Source organism: Kitasatospora sp. NPDC057198 (genome assembly GCF_042670125.1).
Classification (GTDB): domain Bacteria; phylum Actinomycetota; class Actinomycetes; order Streptomycetales; family Streptomycetaceae; genus Kitasatospora.
Genome location: NZ_JBHUWH010000143.1, coordinates 1 through 16,502, shown reverse-complemented (window position 1 = coordinate 16,502; position 16,502 = coordinate 1). Strand labels below are relative to the sequence as shown.

Here is a 16,502-nt window from a genome sequence, read left to right as displayed (position 1 = left end):
CCCCGGAGCCTTCCGGGGGGCCGTTCGCGCGTGCGCGGGCGCGCGGCCGTCAGGAGCGGCCGGCCCGCAGCTCGGGCAGCTCCAGCAGCTCGGTCTCGTCGTGCGCGGTCAGGTCGACCACCTCGGGCTCGGTGTCCGACTCGGCGTGCTGGTGGCTCGGCGGCTGCTCCACGGCCTGGTGCGCGGGCGGCTGCGCGGCGTCCACCGGGGCGCCGTCCAGCACCGCGTAGCGCTCGCTGTCGGCCAGCGCCTCGTCGCCCACCACGTCCGCCAGGTCGCCGACGGCGGGCGCCGGGGCACCGGCCCGCAGCGCGGCCCGCGCCGCGCCGGGGCGGCCGAAGAAGCTGAACGCGGTGGCCCGCGGGCGCTGCGGGGCCGGCACGGCCGCCGACGGCGCCTGCTGCGCGGGCAGCGCCGGACCGACCGGGCGCAGCGCGTCCGCCCCGCCGGCCGGCACCGGGTCGGGCATCTTCGGGCGCAGCTCGACCTGGGCCCGCTCGTCCACCGCGCGGCGCGCCTCGGCAACCGCCGCCTGCCGCTCCAGGTGCCGCACCGCGGCCTGCGCGCGGACGTAGGAGGCGGGCGTGACGGGGTTCTTGGGGCGGGTGGCCTCCAGGGCCCGGCGGGCCGCCTCGGCCTCCTTCATGGCCTGCTCGGCGACCATCACGGCGCGCTCGCGCAGCAGCCGGGCGATCTCCGTCTCGGCCTTCGCCAGCCGGGACTTCTCGGCGGTCAGCCGCCGCCCGAACCGGGTGGCCCGCTCCTCGGCGACCTCGGCCGCGTACTCGGCCTCGGCGATCTGCTCCTCGTAGCGCTCCTCGGCGCGCAGCCGGCGCACCACCGCGAGCTCGGCGGCCGTCCGGGCGGCCCGGTCGCGCTGGCGCAGCACCAGGGCCAGGCCGACCACGGCGACCACGGCGGCGACCCCGACCGAGCGGGCCACGACCTGGTCCGGACTGGCCACCAGGGCGGCCACCGCCGCGACCACGAGCACGCCGGAGGCGGCCGGGGTCAGCAGCCGGCCGAGGAGGGAGGAATGACGGTGGCGTCCGCGAGACATGGCTAGAAACTAGCGTGCGAATCGCGGCGCTGTCAGCCTCGCCCCCCTTTCGGGCCTTGACAGTCCGTGTCGGCCACCGGAGGCAGCCGCCCGGTGACGGGGCGTCAGCGCGAGGAGGCGGCCGTCCCGCGCGGGTGCTCGGGGTCGTCGTGGTCCTCGGGGAGCCTGCAGATGTGCTGGAGCCACAGCGCCACCGCGATCACCGCCGCGCCGGCGATCACCGCGAACAGCGCGGTCCGGGCCTGGTCGCGGCGGGCCGCGACCTCCAGCGAGCCGAGCAGGAACACCCCGGCGCCCGCGTAGATCCCGGTCACCACCGCGGAGACCAGCGCGCTGGCCTGCCCCAGCACCAGCGCCCGGGCCGCGTGCAGCGGGTCGACGCCCTTGGCGCCGGGCTGCCGCTCGCGCACCGCCTTCAGCCGGGAGCGCAGCGAGATCGCCGCGGCCAGCAGCACCACGGCGATCGCCGCCAGCACGTACGGCGCGTAGGCGGGCACGCCGGGCAGCGTGCCCAGCGAGTCCCACAGCCGGGCGCCGCCCCAGGACAGCAGCCCCGTGATCGCGGTGATGCCGAGCAGCAGGCGGAGACGGAGCGGCTTCACGCGGGCGGGCTTCCTTCCAGTGGTTCGACGGCGGGGCGTCGCGACCAGGCCACCGTACCGGCCCGGCCGCGCCCCCAGGGAGCTACGCCCGCGTGCGCCCGGAAGTTCCCGGGCCCGGCCGGGCCTACTCGGGCAGCCTCAGCTGCAGGTCGGCGCGGAGCCGCACGCCCTGCGCCTCGGCGCCGCCGAGGCCCGCCAGCAGCTCGGCGACCGGCCCGCGGCCCGGCACCTCGGCCGCCGGGTCGGCGTCCTGCCAGGGGGCCAGCACGAACGCCCGCTCGTGGGCGCGCGGGTGGGGCAGCGTCAGGTGCGGGTCGTCGCTGGTGACGCCCTCGTAGGCGAGCACGTCGACGTCCAGGGTGCGCGGCCCCCAGCGGACCTCGCGGACCCGGCCGAACGCGTCCTCCACCGCGTTGGCCCGCTCCAGCAGGTCCTGCGGGGGCAGCGAGGTGCGCAGCACCGCGACGGCGTTGAAGTAGCTCGGCTGGTTCTCCGGGCCGCCGACGGCGTCGGTCTCGTACACCGCGGACAGCGCGGTCACCCGCACCCCCGGGGTGTCCTCCAGCGCGTCCACGGCGCCCTGGAGGGTCTCCAGGCGGTTGCCCAGGTTGCTGCCGAGGGCGACGGCGGCGGTGCGGGGGCTGTGCAGGGTGGACTCCACGCGGTCCACCCTGCCCTGCAGGTCGAACGTGGTCGGCGTGGCGGTCGGGTCGGTCGTGGCCAATGGAGTTCCCTCTGCTCGGGCTCCACCGGGGGCGGTCAGGCGCGGCCCCGGCGGATCGTGATGGTGACGTCGTCGAACGGGACGGTGATCGGGGCGTCCGGCTTGTGCACGGTGACCTCGACCTCCTCGACCACCTCGTGTCGCAGGCACTGGTCGGCGATCCGCTGGGCCAGCGTCTCGATCAGGTCGACCGGGTCGCCCGCGATCACCGCGGTGACCTCCTCCGCGATCACGCCGTAGTGCGCGGTGCGGGTCAGGTCGTCGCCCGCGGCGGCCGGCCGGGTGTCGAGGAACAGCACCAGGTCGACCACGAAGGTCTGCCCCTCGATCCGCTCGCGCTCGAAGACGCCGTGGTGGCCGCGGGCGCGGAGCCCACGCAGGGTGACGCGGTCCAGCAAAAGAATCACTGCTCCCAGCTGACGGCCCCGCCGGGGGCGGGGACCGGCGGGCACCGTCGCCCGCCGCCCCTCGAATCTACCTTCGAGCACCGACGGCCCATGACCGCCTCCCCGGCCGCCCACCCGATCGGACCGGACGCCGCGGCCCTTGACGCCACCGCCCCGGCGGCGCTACTCGTCCTCGTCCTCGTCGTCCCCGTCGTCCCCGCTGGTGAGCACCGGCGACCCGTGGTGCGACCACAGCTTCCACCCGCCCGCCGTCCGCCGGAACAGGTTCGTCGAGACCACCTTGCCGCCCACCAGCGGCCCCAGTTCGCCCTCCTCCTCCGGCTCGCCGCCGGACAGGATGTTCTCGGTGCAGGTCACCAGGGCCACGTCGCCCTGCACGTCGACCTCGACGTCGGTCAGGAAGAACTGGATGTACTCGGTGTTCGCCATGATCAGCATGTACGAGCGGGTCACCTGGGCCCGGCCCGTCAGCGCCGGCCAGCCCGGGTGCACGCAGAACACCCCGCCCTTGTCGTCCGCCTCGCCCGGCCCCAGCCAGATCGACTCGACGGCCTCCAGGTCGCCGTTCTCCAGTGCCTCGTACAGCGCCTGGTTGACCGCCAGGACGGCTTCCTCGTCCGGCTCCAGCGCCGCCGCCCGGTCGTTCCCGCCGCTCATCGCTTCCGCCACGTCTACCCCCTCTGCGCCGCCTGCTCCCAGGCCGCGACGACTCGTACGGCGTCAGCCGTGCCGGACACGTCATGCACCCGTACCGCCCAGGCACCCGCCTTCGCCGACAGCACCGAGACCGCCGCCGTGGCGTCGTCCCGCTGCCGCGCCGGGCGCAGCTCCCCGGTTTCCGGGTTGGCCAGCAGCGTACCCAGGAAGCGCTTGCGCGAAGCCGCCACCAGCACCGGGCGTCCCAGCGCCGTCAGCGCGTCCAGCCGGCCCAGCAGCGCCCAGTTGTGCGCACCGGTCTTCGCGAACCCCAGCCCGGGGTCGAGGATCAGCTGCTCCTCCTTCACCCCCGCGGCCAGCAGCTCCTCCACCCGGACGGTCAGCTCCCGCACCACGTCGGCGACCACGTCGTCGTACACCGCGAGGGCGTCCATGTCCGCGGACTGGCCGCGCCAGTGCATCACCACGAACGGCGCGCCGGTCTCCGCGACCACCCGGGCCATCTCCGGGTCCGCGAGCCCGCCGGAGACGTCGTTGACCACCCGGGCGCCCGCCGCGACGGCCGCCGCGGCGACGCTCGCCCGCATGGTGTCCACCGAGACCACCGCCCCGGTCCGGGCCAGCTCGGTGACCACCGGCACCACCCGGCGCAGCTCCTCCGCCTCGGTCACCCGCACCGCCCCGGGCCGGGTCGACTCCCCGCCCACGTCCACCAGGTCCGCCCCGCGCGCCACCAGCTCCAGCCCGTGCGCCACCGCCTTCGCCGGGTCCAGCCACAGCCCCCCGTCCGAGAACGAGTCCGGCGTGACGTTGACCACCCCCATCACCGCACAGCGCTCGAGGACGGGCAGACCGGGGACGTTCTCGCTCATGCGTCCCATTATCGGCTCACCACCCGGAGGGGGCACGAAACCGGGGGCGCGGGGAACCGCGCGGCCGACCGGGCACGCGCAGCAGGTCCCCCCGCCCTCCGGCTACGCCGCCTTGTCGAGCCGCGCCGCCGGCTCCTGCATCAGCCCCTGCCGCTGCCGCTTGCGGCCGAACCGCGGCATGCCCAGGGTGATGAACGCCTCCGCCTGCATCGCGGCGAAGCCGATCCGCGGCAGGTCGCGGGTGTGCTGGTAGACCAGGAAGCGCGGTTCCCAGGTGGGCTGGAACTTCGCGTTGAACTTGTACAGCGACTCGATCTGGAACCAGCGCGACAGGAACACCAGCAGCCCGCGCCAGGCCCGCAGCACCGGCCCCGCGCCGATCCGCTCGCCGCGGGCGAGCGCCGAGCGGAACATCGCGAAGTTCAGCGAGACCCGGCGCACGCCCATCGCCCCGACCTCCTGGAGGGCGGCGACGATCAGCAGTTCGTTGAGGCCGGGGTCGGCCTCCCGGTCGCGGCGCATGAGTTCCAGCGAGATGCCGTCCTCGCCCCAGGGGACGAAGTGCAGCACGGCCTTGAGGTCGTCGCCGGTCTCCCCCTCGGCGGGGGCCTTGTGCGCGGTGACCACGATGCACTCGTCGTCGCCGGCGTCGCCGAAGCGGCCGAGCGCCATCGAGAAGCCGCGCTCGGTGTCGGTGCCGCGCCAGCGGGCGGCCGCGTCGCCGATCCGGCGCTTCTCCTCCAGCGTGAGGTCGCCGACCCGGCGGACCTTGCAGGAGTAGCCGTTGCGCTCGATCCGCTTGACCATCTGGCGGACGTTGCGCATCGCGCGGCCGGAGAGCGAGAAGGTCGAGGTGTCGACGATGGCCTCGTCGCCGAGTTCGAGCGCGTCCAGCTCGGCCTCCCGGGTCCAGACCTCGCCGCCGACCTCGGAGCAGCCCATGACGGCGGGCGCCCAGGCGTGCTCGCGGGCGGTCGCCATGAAGACCTTGATCGCGCCGGGCCACGCCTCGACGTCGCCGACCGGGTCGCCGGAGGCGAGCATCACGCCGGAGACCACCCGGTAGGAGATCGCGGCCTTGCCGGTGGGCGAGAACAGCACGCTCTTGTCGCGGCGCAGCGCGAAGTAGCCGAGCGAGTCGCGCCGGCCGTGCCGGGCGAGCAGTTCGCGGACCTTCAGCTCGTCCTCGGGGGTGAGCTCGGGCTCGGGCTTCTCCGGGCGCAGCGCCAGGTACGCGGTGGCGAGGGCGGTGACCAGGCCGAGGCCGCCGAGCGAGTAGCCGACCAGGTCGCCGACCCGGTCGGAGGTGTAGTGGATCGGCCCCTCGAAGCCGAACAGGCCGTAGCCGACCTGCTCCAGCCGCTGGAACAGCGACGGGTCGCCGATCTCCGACTTCCAGCGGACCGAGACGACGACCAGGCCGAGCAGCACCGAGACCGCGCCGAGCAGCACGAACGCGGCCACCGCGCGCCAGCGGGTGCGCGGGTCGGCCTTGGCGTAGAACTCGCGCCGGTGCACCAGCATGACGGCGAGCAGCGCCAGCGAGATCGCGGCCTGCCCGAACTGGTGCCAGCGCATCAGGTGCAGCGCCGCGCCGACCGGCAGCAGCACGCACACCGCCCGCCAGGCGCGCGCCTTGCGGCGGCGCAGCGCGTGCGCGAGCAGCACCAGCAGCATGCCGACCATCAGGGTGCCGGCGGCGGCCAGCGAAGTGGTTCCGCCGGGCAGTTGGCCGACCACGGTGTGCACCCGGGTGAGCCGCAGCCGGGGCGAGACCGCGCAGGCGATGTCGATCAGCCCGATGGCCAGGCAGGCGTACCCGACCGCTCCCGGGAGCCAGGGCCGCGGCACCGCGGCGGCCTGGCTGCGGAGCGCCTGCAGGCCCCGCGGCCGGGGTGCGTCGGGGGTGGTCTCAGCGGACACGGGAGCGCTCATGGGAACTCAGCCTAGAGGCACCGGGACGCTGTGCGCGCGCTCCGGGGACAGGGGGGTGATGGACCTTCATGACAGTTCCTTCTTCTGGCAATCCGCACGTCAAGTGCGGTCCACGAGGCGGTGTGGGCCGCCCGCACCGAGCCCGGTTCGAACGGTTGCGCTCGTCACTCCGGGGGACGCGGCGCCGCGGCCGCTCCCCGCACCCGTGGCCGCCCGTCGGGCGGTTCGGCGCGTCTCCCCCCGGTGGACGCCGCGTTCCACTGCGACGGTTCCCCCGCACGGTGCACACCGTTCGCACGGATTTCCGACGCCCGGTCAGCGTACCCCCAGTCGCTGCCGACGGGCCGTCAGATGACGATGGCGGGGCGGAAGTCGAGGAGGGACCGGGAGCCATGGAGCTGACCAGCCGGACACTGGTGTACGTGCTGAGCTCGGTGGCGGCCGCCGCCCTGCTCGCCACCCTGTGGCTGTGGCCGCGACTGTCCCGGCAGCGGTTGCTGCCGGTGCTGGGGCGGCTCGGGCTGCTAACGGTCACCCAGGCGTCGGTGCTGGCCGTCCTGCTGCTGTCGGTGAACAACGCGTACGGCTTCTACAGCTCGTGGAACGACCTGCTGCGCCCCGGCGGCGCGCCGCTCGCGCTGGTCGCCGCGAAGGCCCCGGGCGCCGCGCCGGAGGCCGGGCGGCTGGTGGTGCCGACCGACGAGGGCGGGTTGGGGACGGTCGGGGACGTGCTGCCGGAGGGCACCCCGGAGGAAGTGGGCCGGGTCGACTCGGTGCGGATCACCGGCACCGCCTCCGGCCTGTCCGACCAGGTCTTCGTCTACCTGCCGCCCGAGTACTTCAACCCGCGCTACGTCCGCGAGCGCTTCCCGGTGCTGCTCGCGCTGGCCGGCTACCCCGGGCCCTCGCTGCACCTGGTCGAGGGGCTGCGGCTGCCGCGGACCGCCGCCGAGCTGCAGCGCGACGGGCGGATGGCGCCGACCGTGATCGTGATGGCCCGCCCGACCGTCGCCCCGCCGCGCAACACCGAGTGCGTGGACGTCCCGGGCGGGCCGCGGGCGGAGACCTGGTTCGCCGAGGACGTCCCGGCGGCGCTGCGCTCCGCGTACCGGGTCAGCCGGTCGGCGGGCTCCTGGGGCGTGTTCGGGTACTCCACCGGCGGGTCCTGCGCGCTGCGGCTGGCGATGCGGCACCCCGGCACGTACCGGAACGCGGCCGGGATGCACGCCGACTACACGGTGCCGAACGACCGCTGGACGGACGGCGACCTGTTCCGCGGCGACAAGGAGGCCGCCCAGCAGTCCGACCTGGAGTGGCGGCTGAAGAACCTGCCCGCGCCGCGGGCCGACCTGCTGCTGGTCTCCACCCGGGCCGAGGACGACTTCCCGGCCACCCAGCGGTTCCTGGCCGACGCCCAGCAGGTGTCGGCCGCCCACCCGGAGCTGGTGGTCGACTCGCTCTTCCTGCCCGACGGCGGCCACTCCTTCGAGACCTGGCGCCGCGAGCTGCCCGCCACCCTGGAGTGGCTCAGCGACCACCTCGACCCGCCGCCGGACCGCGAGCCGAGGTCCTGAGCGCGCCGAGGTCCCGAGCGCGCCGAGGGGGCGCCACCCGCCCGGGTGGTGCCCCCTCGTGACGCCGGCTCAGCGGGCGATGATCAGGCTCATCGCCTCGTTGCGGGTGGCCGGGTCGCGCAGCTGGCCGCGGACGGCGGAGGTGATGGTCTTGGCGCCGGGCTTGCGGATGCCGCGCATCGACATGCACATGTGCTCGCACTCGATCACCACGATGGCGCCGCGCGGCTCCAGGATCCGCATCAGCGCGTCCGCGACCTGGCTGGTGAGGCGCTCCTGCACCTGCGGGCGGCGGGCGTACACGTCGACCAGCCGGGCCAGCTTGGACAGGCCGGTGATCTTGCCGCTGGTGGACGGGATGTACCCGACGTGCGCGACGCCGCGGAACGGCACCAGGTGGTGCTCGCAGGTGGAGAACACCTCGATGTCCTTGACCAGCACCATCTCGTCGTGGCCGAGGTCGAAGGTGGTGGTCAGCACGTCCTCCGGCTGCTGCCACAGGCCGGCGAATATCTCCCGGTAGGCGCGGGCGACCCGGGCCGGGGTCTCCAGCAGACCCTCGCGGTCCGGGTCCTCCCCGACCGCGATCAGCAGTTCACGGACGGCGTTCTCGGCCCGCTTCTGGTCGAACTCGCGGACGGGGGTCTCCCCGTCGAGCGTCACCGGATCGATCATGCGTGCCTCGCTGCTCGTCAGTCGGGAAAATCTCGGTAAAGGAGGGTGGGCGCAGCACGGATGCCGCGCCTCCAGGGTACAAACCCGGGAAACGCGGCATCCATTCCGAACAGTTGTGCGGCTCGCTCAGCTCTCGACCTGGCCGCCGTCGACCGGCGGCAGCTTCACGACGTCCACCGGGTCCACCGCGGCGGGCGCGGCGCCGTTGGTCAGCGCCAGCTCCTTCGGCGACTGCACCGGCGGGCGGGTGGACGGGGTGCGGCGGGCCGACCCGGTCCACGCCGGACGCGGGGGACGCTTGATCACCGGGGCGAAGATCTCGGCGATCTGCTCCTTGTTCAGCGTCTCCTTCTCGAGCAGTTCGAGCACCAGGTTGTCGAGCACGTCCCGGTTCTCGACCAGGATCTCCCAGGCGTCGTTGTGCGCGGTCTCGATCAGCTTCTTGACCTCCTCGTCCACCAGCCCGGCGACCTCTTCCGAGTAGTCGCGCTGGTGGCCCATCTCGCGGCCGAGGAACGGCTCGGAGTCGGAGGAGCCGAACTTGATCGCGCCCAGCCGCTCGCTCATGCCGTACTGGGTGACCATGGCCCGCGCGGTGGCGGTGGCCTTCTCGATGTCGTTCGAGGCGCCGGTGGTCGGGTCGTGGAAGACCAGCTCCTCCGCCGCCCGGCCGCCCAGCATGTACGAGAGCTGGTCGAGCATCTCGTTGCGGGTGGTCGAGTACTTGTCCTCGTCCGGCAGCACCATCGTGTAGCCCAGGGCGCGGCCCCGGGACAGGATGGTGATCTTGTGCACCGGGTCGGAGTAGTTGCAGGCCGCCGCGACCAGGGCGTGGCCGCCCTCGTGGTACGCGGTGATCTTCTTCTCCTTGTCGGACATGATCCGCGAACGCTTCTGCGGACCGGCCACGACGCGGTCGATCGCCTCGTCCAGCGTCTGGTTGTCGATCAGCTTCTTCTCGGAGCGCGCGGTGAGCAGCGCCGCCTCGTTCAGCACGTTCGACAGGTCGGCGCCGGTGAAGCCGGGGGTGCGCTTGGCGACGGCCGACAGGTCGACGTCCGGCGCGATCGGCTTGCCCTTCTGGTGCACCTTGAGGATGTCCAGCCGGCCCTGGAGGTCCGGGCGGTCGACGGCGATCTGCCGGTCGAAGCGGCCGGGGCGCAGCAGCGCCGGGTCCAGGATGTCGGGGCGGTTGGTGGCGGCGATCAGGATGACGCCGCCCTTGACGTCGAAGCCGTCCATCTCGACCAGCAGCTGGTTGAGGGTCTGCTCGCGCTCGTCGTGGCCGCCGCCGAGGCCCGCGCCGCGGTGCCGGCCGACGGCGTCGATCTCGTCGACGAAGATGATCGCCGGGGCGTTCGCCTTGGCCTGCTCGAACAGGTCGCGGACGCGGCTGGCGCCGACACCCACGAACATCTCGACGAAGTCGGAGCCGGAGATCGAGTAGAACGGCACGCCGGCCTCGCCCGCGACCGCGCGGGCCAGCAGGGTCTTGCCGGTGCCGGGCGGGCCGTACAGCAGCACGCCCTTGGGGATCTTGGCGCCGACCGCCTGGAACTTGGCCGGCTCCTGCAGGAACTCCTTGATCTCGTGGAGCTCCTCGACCGCCTCGTCGGCGCCCGCGACGTCCGCGAAGGTCGTCTTGGGGGTGTCCTTGGTGAGCAGCTTGGCCTTGGACTTGCCGAACTGCATGACCCGGGAGCCACCGCCCTGCATCTGGTTCATCAGGAACAGGAAGACCAGGACGATGATCACGATCGGCAGCATCGAGAAGAGCAGGCTGACGAAGGTCGACTGCTTCTCGGGGCTGACCGTGTAGCCGTCGACGATCTGGCCGTCGGCGTACTTGGCCTGGAGCTTCCCGGCCAGGTCGGCGGCCTGCTGGTCGCCGGTGTAGGAAGCCTGGAAGCGGGTGCCGGACGGCGACTTGCCGTTCGACCCCGCCTTCAGCTTCTGGCCGTCCTGGAGCTGGATCTTGATGAGGTTCGAGTCACCGGTGGTGAGCTGCGCCGACTTCACCTGGTTGTTGTCGATGGCGCTGACGATCTGCCCGGTGTCCGCAGTCTTGTAGCCGCTCGAATCCGAGACGAGCTCCATCAACGCGAACACGGCGAGGGCGGCCAGCACGACCCACATGATCGGCGCACGGAAGTATCGCTTGACGTCCATCCATGCGGGGCGTCACCGCCCCGTCCCTCCTGCCAGTTCAACGGGCGCTGCTCGGCTGTGGGGCCGCGGCGCATCCGATATGTGCTCGTAAGACGAGCGTTTGATGGGACCGTACCGCAGCGACCCCCGGTCCCGGCGGGATCGCACCACGGTGCGGCCTATTTTCCTACCCCCGCACAACGGGTGGGAACAGTGCCCTGTTCCCACCCCTCGCCCGAACGGTTCAGCCGCCGTACACGTGCGGCGCGAGCGTGCCGATGAACGGCAGGTTGCGCAGCTTCTCCGCGTAGTCCAGGCCGTAGCCGACCACGAACTCGTTGGGGATGTCGAAACCGACGTACTCGACGTCGATCTCCACCTTGGCGGCGTCCGGCTTGCGCAGCAGGGTGCACACCTTCAGCGAGGCCGGGCCGCGCGAGCCCAGGTTGCCCAGCAGCCAGGACAGCGTCAGACCGGAGTCGATGATGTCCTCGACGATCAGCACGTCCTTGCCGGCGATGTCGGTGTCCAGGTCCTTGAGGATCCGGACCACGCCGGAGGACTTGGTGCCCATCCCGTACGAGGAGACCGCCATCCAGTCCATGGTCACCTGGCTGTGCAGGGCCCGGGCCAGGTCCGCCATCACCATCACGGCGCCCTTGAGGACGCCGACCAGCAGGAGGTCCTTCCCCGCGTAGTCCTGGTCGATCCGCGCGGCCAGCTCCACCAGCTTGGCGTCGATCTCGTCCTTGCTGATGAGCACCTTCGCGAGGTCTGCGCCCATGTCGTTCTGGTCCACCGGGGATACGTCCTCAAACGTTCGGGGTCTGGGTTCGGCGGCGCCGGTACGACCGGTTCGTGCTCAGTCGCCCTGTCGCCGAAACACCAGCGTGCCACACCGGCGTACGGCTTCGACGCCCCCGGGTAGGTGCAGCGGGCCCTGGCCGCGCCAGCCGGTGACCAGCAGGTCCACGGTCTCCAGGTGCCGGGCGAACAGGTCACCGGCCGGGCAGCCCGCGCGCAGCGCCGCCCGGCGCAGCACCCGGCGGCGCACCGCGGGGGGCAGTTCGGCGAGCTTGCCGACGTCCAGGGCCCCGTCCGGGGTGCGCAGGTCGCGCTCGGCCAGGGTCGCCCACTGGTCCAGGGCGTCGGCGTCGTCGCGGAACAGCCGGGCGGTGCGGGCCAGCGCCTCGACCACGCCGCCGCCCAGGTGCTTCTCCAGCACCGGCAGCACCTCGTGCCGGACCCGGGAGCGGGTGTAGGCCGGGTCGGTGTTGTGCGGGTCGTCCCAGACCGGGATGGACTGCGCGCTGCACGCCTGCCGGGTGGCGGCCCGGTCGAGCTCCAGCAGCGGACGGCGGTAGCGGCCCTTCTGGGCGGGCATCCCGGCCAGCGAACGGGCCCCGGAGCCGCGGGCCAGGCCCAGCAGCACCGTCTCCGCCTGGTCGTCGCGGGTGTGCCCGAGCAGCACGGCCAGTGCGCCGTGCCGCTCGGCGGCCAGGTCCAGGGCGGCGTAGCGGGCGTCCCGGGCGGCGTTCTCCGGACCGCCCCCGCGGCCCACCCGGACGGCGACCGCCTCCACCGGGTCCAGGCCGAGTTCGCGCAGCCGGACGGCGACCTGCTCGGCGCGCTCGCCCGAACCGGCCTGCAGGCCGTGGTCGACGGTCACCGCGCCGACCCGCAGGCCGAGCTTGGGGGCCTCGAAGGCGGTGGCGGTGGCCAGCGCCATCGAGTCGGCGCCGCCGGAGACCGCCACCAGCACCAGCGGGGAGCCGGGCGCGGCGGGCGTGCGGGGCAGGCCGGAGGGGTGCCGGCGGGCGTTGCCGATCAGCGTGCCGGGCACCGTCGCGGTGCCGGCCAGCACCGGCACGGGCGCGGGCGTGCGCGGGCGGACCTGCCCGCCGGGGGTGACGCCCGCCTCGGCGGCGAGCTCGGCGAGGGTACGGCGGACGGCGAGGCGTATCGCCGCGACAGCGGGGTGTGGGCCCATGGTTGGCACTCCTTGGCGGAGGGAGGTACGTCGGCCGCCTGTCAGCTCTCGGTCACCAGGCGCTCACAGATGGTCGCAGAATCCGGCCACCGCCCACGCCACCCGCGCCAACGGCGGATCCACCGTCCCACGTACGGGTGAATGGAGAAACGTTACGTCTGCCGCCAGGTGTACGACTCGCCAGGTTGACGGACCGGTCGCGACCGGCCGCCGCCGGACACCGACCGGTCCGGGAACCGCGCTCAACCGATCACCCGGGACACCCACGACGCCGGATCGTGGACCTCCTCCTTGGTGGGCAGCGTGTTCGGCGAGGTCCACACCCGGTTGAAGCCCTCCATCCCGACCCGCTCCACCACGCCCCGGACGAACACCGCCCCGTCCTGGTACTGCCGCAGCTTGGCGTCCATCCCCAGCAGCCGGCGCAGCGCCAGGTCGAGCCGGCCGCTGCCCCGGTCGCGGCGGCGCTGGAACTTCTCCCGGATCTCCGCCACCGAGGGCACCACCGCCGGCCCCACCCCGTCCATCACCACGTCCGCGTGGCCCTCCAGCAGCGACATCACCGCCGTCAGCCGGGCCAGGATCTCCCGCTGCGCGGGCGTCTGCACCAGGTCGGTGACGCTGGGGGCGGCCTCCCGGCGGGCGCCGGAGCGGCCCGGCAGCGGCAGGCCGCCCAGCGCCTCGCGCAGCCGCTCCAGGAAGGCCGCCGGGTCGACGTCGGTCTGCGCCAGGAAGTCCTGCACCTCGGACTGGATGTGGTCGCGCAGCCACGGCACCGCGGTGAACTGCGTCCGGTGGGTCTCCTCGTGCAGGCACACCCAGAGCCGGAAGTCGTGCGGGTCGACGTCGAGTTCGCGCTCCACCTGCACGATGTTCGGCGCCACCAGCAGCAGCCGTCCGGGCGGCACCGCCAGCCCGCGCCGGGGCTGGTCGAACAGGCCCTCCGGGCTGTCCGGGGCGCTCGGCAGCTCCGACGGGGCGAAGGTCTCGTACTGGCCCAGCACCTTCGCCGACAGGAAGGCCAGCACCACGCCGACCTCCACCCCGGTCGCCTTCGCCCCCGCCGAACCGGCCGCCGCCGCGCCCCGGCCGCCGCCCTGCCGGCGGGCCGCCAGCTTCTCCGTCAACGGGCGCACCACCGTCCGGAAACCCGCCACGTTCGCCCGCACCCAGCCCGGCCGGTCCACCACCAGCACCGGCGTCTCCGCCACCGCGGTCGACCCCATGCCGGTGTACTCCCGCACGTGCCGCTCGGCCTCCGCCGCGTGCCGCCGCAACTCGGCGACCGCGGTCCGGGCCTCCTCCCGGCCGACCCGCGGCCCCGGCCGGGCGAGCCGCGTCGCGGTCGCCACCGCGAGATCCCAGTCGACCATCTCCGCACCGCCGCTCGCGCTCGTCATGCCCTCACCGTACGTGCTCGTCCCCTCCCGGGGGAGGGAGCCCGCGCACGGCGGAGGCGGCCGGACGAACGGAGCGCACGGCCCGCACCCGGGACGCCGGGACGACCGGGAGAAGCCGGACGGACGGAAAGCGCCACCCGCACGGACCGCCGGGCGCTCCCCCGCTCCGCGCGCCACCCGCCCAGCAGCCGCAGGGTCCGGCCCTGTGCCCCCGCACTGCCCGCAGGGCCTTCAGGCAGCCACGGAGCACTCCCCCGGCCACCCGCAGGGCAGTCCCCCGCTCCCCTGCCGCCCGCCGGGAGTCAGCAGCCGCAGGCGGCGATCTTGGCGACGATGCGGTCGACGGCGGCGCGGGCGGCAGTCGGGTCGGCGTCGGTGCGGGTCATCAGGGCGAAGGCCAGGACCCGGCCGTCGGCGTCCACCACGGTGCCGGCCAGGGTGTTGACGCCCTGGAGGGTGCCGGTCTTGGCGCGGACGATGCCCGCGGCCTCGCCCGCGCCGGACTTGGCGCTGAAACGGTTCACCAGGGTGCCGGAGAAGCCGGCGACCGGGAGGCCGGTGAGCACCGGGCGCAGTTCGGGGTGGTCCGGGGCGGCGGCCGCGGCGAGGAGCTTCACCAGGGTGACCGGCGGGATCAGGTTGGCCTTGGCCAGGCCGCTGCCGTCGGTGAGCAGCACGCCGTCCAGCGGCACGCCGAGCGCGGCCAGTTCGGTGGTCACGGCCTTCGCCGCGCCCTCGAAGCTGGCGGGCTGCTTCGCGGCGATCGCGGCCTGCCGGGCGACCGCCTCGGCCAGCGTGTTGTCGGAGGTGGTCAGCATCCGCTCCACCAGCCGTCCGATCGTCGGCGACTCGACCCGGGCCAGTTCGGTGCCGCCGGGGGCCGCGGCGGCCGGGGCGGGCTTGCCCTGGACGGTGATCCCCTCGGCCTTGAGGAAGCCCGCGAAGGACTCGGCGGCCTGTCCGGCGGGGTCGAACACCCGGGCCGGGGCCTCGTCGGGCGAGCGCGGGTCGATCCGGCCCTCGTCGACCATCAGCGGGGTGACCGCGGCGATGTTCATCGCGTCGTGGTCGTGGTGCAGCAGCGGCCCGGTGTACAGCGAGGTGTCGTAGCCGAGCTTCACCTCGGTACTGCCGGATGCCTTCAGCGCGGCGGCGGTGCGGTGGGCCAGCTCGGCCATCGAGGCGGGGGCGCTGTCCTGGTCGACGGGGGCGCCGCCGATCCGGATCTGGTCGGCGGGCAGGGCGGTCAGGGTGGGGTCGCCGCCGCCGACCAGGGTGATCTCGCCGGGGGCACCCCGGACGACGGTGGTGGCGATCCGGTGTTCGGCGGGCAGCAGGGCGAGCGCGGCGACGGCGGTGGCGAGCTTGGTGGTGGAGGCGGGCGTGGCCGGGGCGTTCTCCTGGGAGCCGAACAGGAACTCGCCGGTGGCGGCGTCGGCGACCGCGAAGTTCAGGGTGCCCAGCGCCTTGTCCTGCACGGTGCCGCCGAGCGCGGTGCGCAGCCCGCTGCCGGTCGGCGCCTTGCTGTCGGCGGCGTCCCCGGCGGCCAGCACCGGGCCCCTGACCGGCACCGCCCGGCGCCGGCCGTCCGGGTGCCGCTGCTTGCCGTCGGCCCTCCCGTCGGCCTTCCCGTCGACGCTGTCGCCGCCACCGCGGTGGTCGCGGTCCCCGTCCCGGTCCCCGCCCTGCGTCTGGTCCTGGTGCCGGCCGTCGTCGGCGCGCCTGCTGTGCGTCGGCTCCGGCGAGGGCTGGGCGGCCGCCGGATCGGCGAGCGTCGTCCCGGCCGCCAGCACCGCTCCCAGCGCGGCCGCCAGCGCCGCTCTGCGCCCGCGCCCCGTCCCTGTCCCTGATCTCACCGACCGGCCCCTTTCCTGAGCACACCCCGCCGTAGGAGACACTTGGATTCTGTCAGTCCCAACCCTTGGAGGAACCGTTGGAGTTCGACGTCCTGATCGAGATCCCGAAGGGCTCGCGCAACAAGTACGAGGTCGACCATGAGACGGGCCGGCTCCGCCTGGACCGCATGCTCTTCACCTCGACCCGCTACCCGGCCGACTACGGCTACGTCGAGGGCACCCTCGCGGACGACGGCGACCCGCTGGACGCACTGGTCATCCTGGAGGAGCCGACCTTCCCCGGCTGCCTGATCAAGTGCCGCGCCATCGGCATGTTCCACATGACGGACGAGGCCGGCGGCGACGACAAGCTGCTGTGCGTCCCGGCGACCGACCCCCGCTGGTCGCACCTGCAGGACCTGCAGGACGTGTCGGAGTTCGACCGCCTGGAGATCCAGCACTTCTTCGAGGTCTACAAGGACCTGGAGCCGGGCAAGTCCGTCCAGGGCGCGGACTGGGTCGGCCGGGCCGAGGCCGAGGCCGAGATCGAGGCTTCGATCAAGCGCCTGCAGGAGCAGGGCGGCCACTGAGCCGTGCCGCCCCCCGGGGCGCCCCGCCACAGC

15 protein-coding genes are annotated in these 16,502 nt (G+C 74.0%); 2 read left to right on the top strand and 13 right to left on the bottom strand.

Features of this window, described 5'->3' with window-relative positions; all coding sequences use genetic code 11:
* Window positions 1-49: 49 nt before the first annotated feature.
* From ACFUEL_RS18140 to ACFUEL_RS18110, 7 genes are all read right to left on the bottom strand, one after another.
* Window positions 50-1,060, bottom strand: coding sequence for a hypothetical protein (locus ACFUEL_RS18140; RefSeq protein WP_380237312.1), 1,011 nt, complete (start codon window positions 1,058-1,060; stop codon window positions 50-52).
* A 104-nt stretch (window positions 1,061-1,164) separates the two neighbouring features.
* Entirely contained in the window at window positions 1,165-1,662 is a 498-nt protein-coding gene (locus tag ACFUEL_RS18135) for a DUF3180 domain-containing protein (RefSeq protein ID WP_380237311.1), read from the bottom strand.
* 124 nt (window positions 1,663-1,786) lie between these two features.
* Window positions 1,787-2,386, bottom strand: a complete 600-nt coding sequence (folK, locus tag ACFUEL_RS18130; RefSeq protein WP_380237310.1) for a 2-amino-4-hydroxy-6-hydroxymethyldihydropteridine diphosphokinase — start codon at window positions 2,384-2,386, stop codon at window positions 1,787-1,789.
* A gap of 35 nt (window positions 2,387-2,421) precedes the next feature.
* Window positions 2,422-2,781 carry a dihydroneopterin aldolase gene (gene folB / locus ACFUEL_RS18125; protein ID WP_033250583.1) on the bottom strand — a complete coding sequence of 120 codons (360 nt, stop codon included), beginning with the start codon at window positions 2,779-2,781 and terminating at the stop codon, window positions 2,422-2,424.
* Between the two features lie 174 nt (window positions 2,782-2,955).
* Entirely contained in the window at window positions 2,956-3,450 is a 495-nt protein-coding gene (locus tag ACFUEL_RS18120; RefSeq protein WP_380237313.1) for a nuclear transport factor 2 family protein, read from the bottom strand.
* A gap of 14 nt (window positions 3,451-3,464) precedes the next feature.
* Window positions 3,465-4,331 (bottom strand): dihydropteroate synthase, encoded by an 867-nt coding sequence (gene folP / locus ACFUEL_RS18115; RefSeq protein ID WP_380237309.1) that lies wholly within the window; start codon window positions 4,329-4,331, stop codon window positions 3,465-3,467.
* 93 nt (window positions 4,332-4,424) lie between these two features.
* Entirely contained in the window at window positions 4,425-6,257 is a 1,833-nt protein-coding gene (locus tag ACFUEL_RS18110; protein ID WP_380237308.1) for a phosphatidylglycerol lysyltransferase domain-containing protein, read from the bottom strand.
* Between the two features lie 392 nt (window positions 6,258-6,649).
* Here ACFUEL_RS18110 and ACFUEL_RS18105 point away from each other — a divergent pair, with 392 nt between their 5' ends.
* Window positions 6,650-7,831, top strand: coding sequence for an alpha/beta hydrolase (locus ACFUEL_RS18105; protein ID WP_380237307.1), 1,182 nt, complete (start codon window positions 6,650-6,652; stop codon window positions 7,829-7,831).
* A 69-nt stretch (window positions 7,832-7,900) separates the two neighbouring features.
* Here ACFUEL_RS18105 and folE read toward each other — a convergent pair whose 3' ends face one another.
* The 6 genes from folE to dacB form a co-directional block, all read right to left on the bottom strand.
* The gene (folE, locus tag ACFUEL_RS18100) at window positions 7,901-8,506 is read right to left on the bottom strand and encodes a GTP cyclohydrolase I FolE (protein ID WP_380237305.1); all 606 of its coding nucleotides are present in this window, start codon (window positions 8,504-8,506) and stop codon (window positions 7,901-7,903) included.
* 126 nt (window positions 8,507-8,632) lie between these two features.
* On the bottom strand, window positions 8,633-10,675 hold the full coding sequence (gene ftsH / locus ACFUEL_RS18095; protein ID WP_380237304.1) for an ATP-dependent zinc metalloprotease FtsH: 2,043 nt from the start codon (window positions 10,673-10,675) through the stop codon (window positions 8,633-8,635).
* Window positions 10,676-10,898: 223 nt separating this feature from the next.
* Entirely contained in the window at window positions 10,899-11,438 is a 540-nt protein-coding gene (hpt, locus tag ACFUEL_RS18090; RefSeq protein WP_033217699.1) for a hypoxanthine phosphoribosyltransferase, read from the bottom strand.
* A 78-nt stretch (window positions 11,439-11,516) separates the two neighbouring features.
* Window positions 11,517-12,644: a tRNA lysidine(34) synthetase TilS gene (gene tilS / locus ACFUEL_RS18085; protein ID WP_380237303.1), complete on the bottom strand. Its 1,128-nt coding sequence runs from the start codon at window positions 12,642-12,644 to the stop codon at window positions 11,517-11,519.
* Between the two features lie 242 nt (window positions 12,645-12,886).
* Entirely contained in the window at window positions 12,887-14,044 is a 1,158-nt protein-coding gene (locus ACFUEL_RS18080) for a zinc-dependent metalloprotease (RefSeq protein WP_380237302.1), read from the bottom strand.
* A 302-nt stretch (window positions 14,045-14,346) separates the two neighbouring features.
* On the bottom strand, window positions 14,347-15,900 hold the full coding sequence (dacB, locus tag ACFUEL_RS18075; protein ID WP_380237301.1) for a D-alanyl-D-alanine carboxypeptidase/D-alanyl-D-alanine-endopeptidase: 1,554 nt from the start codon (window positions 15,898-15,900) through the stop codon (window positions 14,347-14,349).
* 77 nt (window positions 15,901-15,977) lie between these two features.
* Between dacB and ACFUEL_RS18070 the strand changes: the two genes are divergently transcribed.
* Complete coding sequence (locus ACFUEL_RS18070; protein ID WP_033217614.1) at window positions 15,978-16,469, top strand: inorganic diphosphatase; 492 nt, start codon at window positions 15,978-15,980, stop codon at window positions 16,467-16,469.
* Window positions 16,470-16,502: the final 33 nt, after the last annotated feature.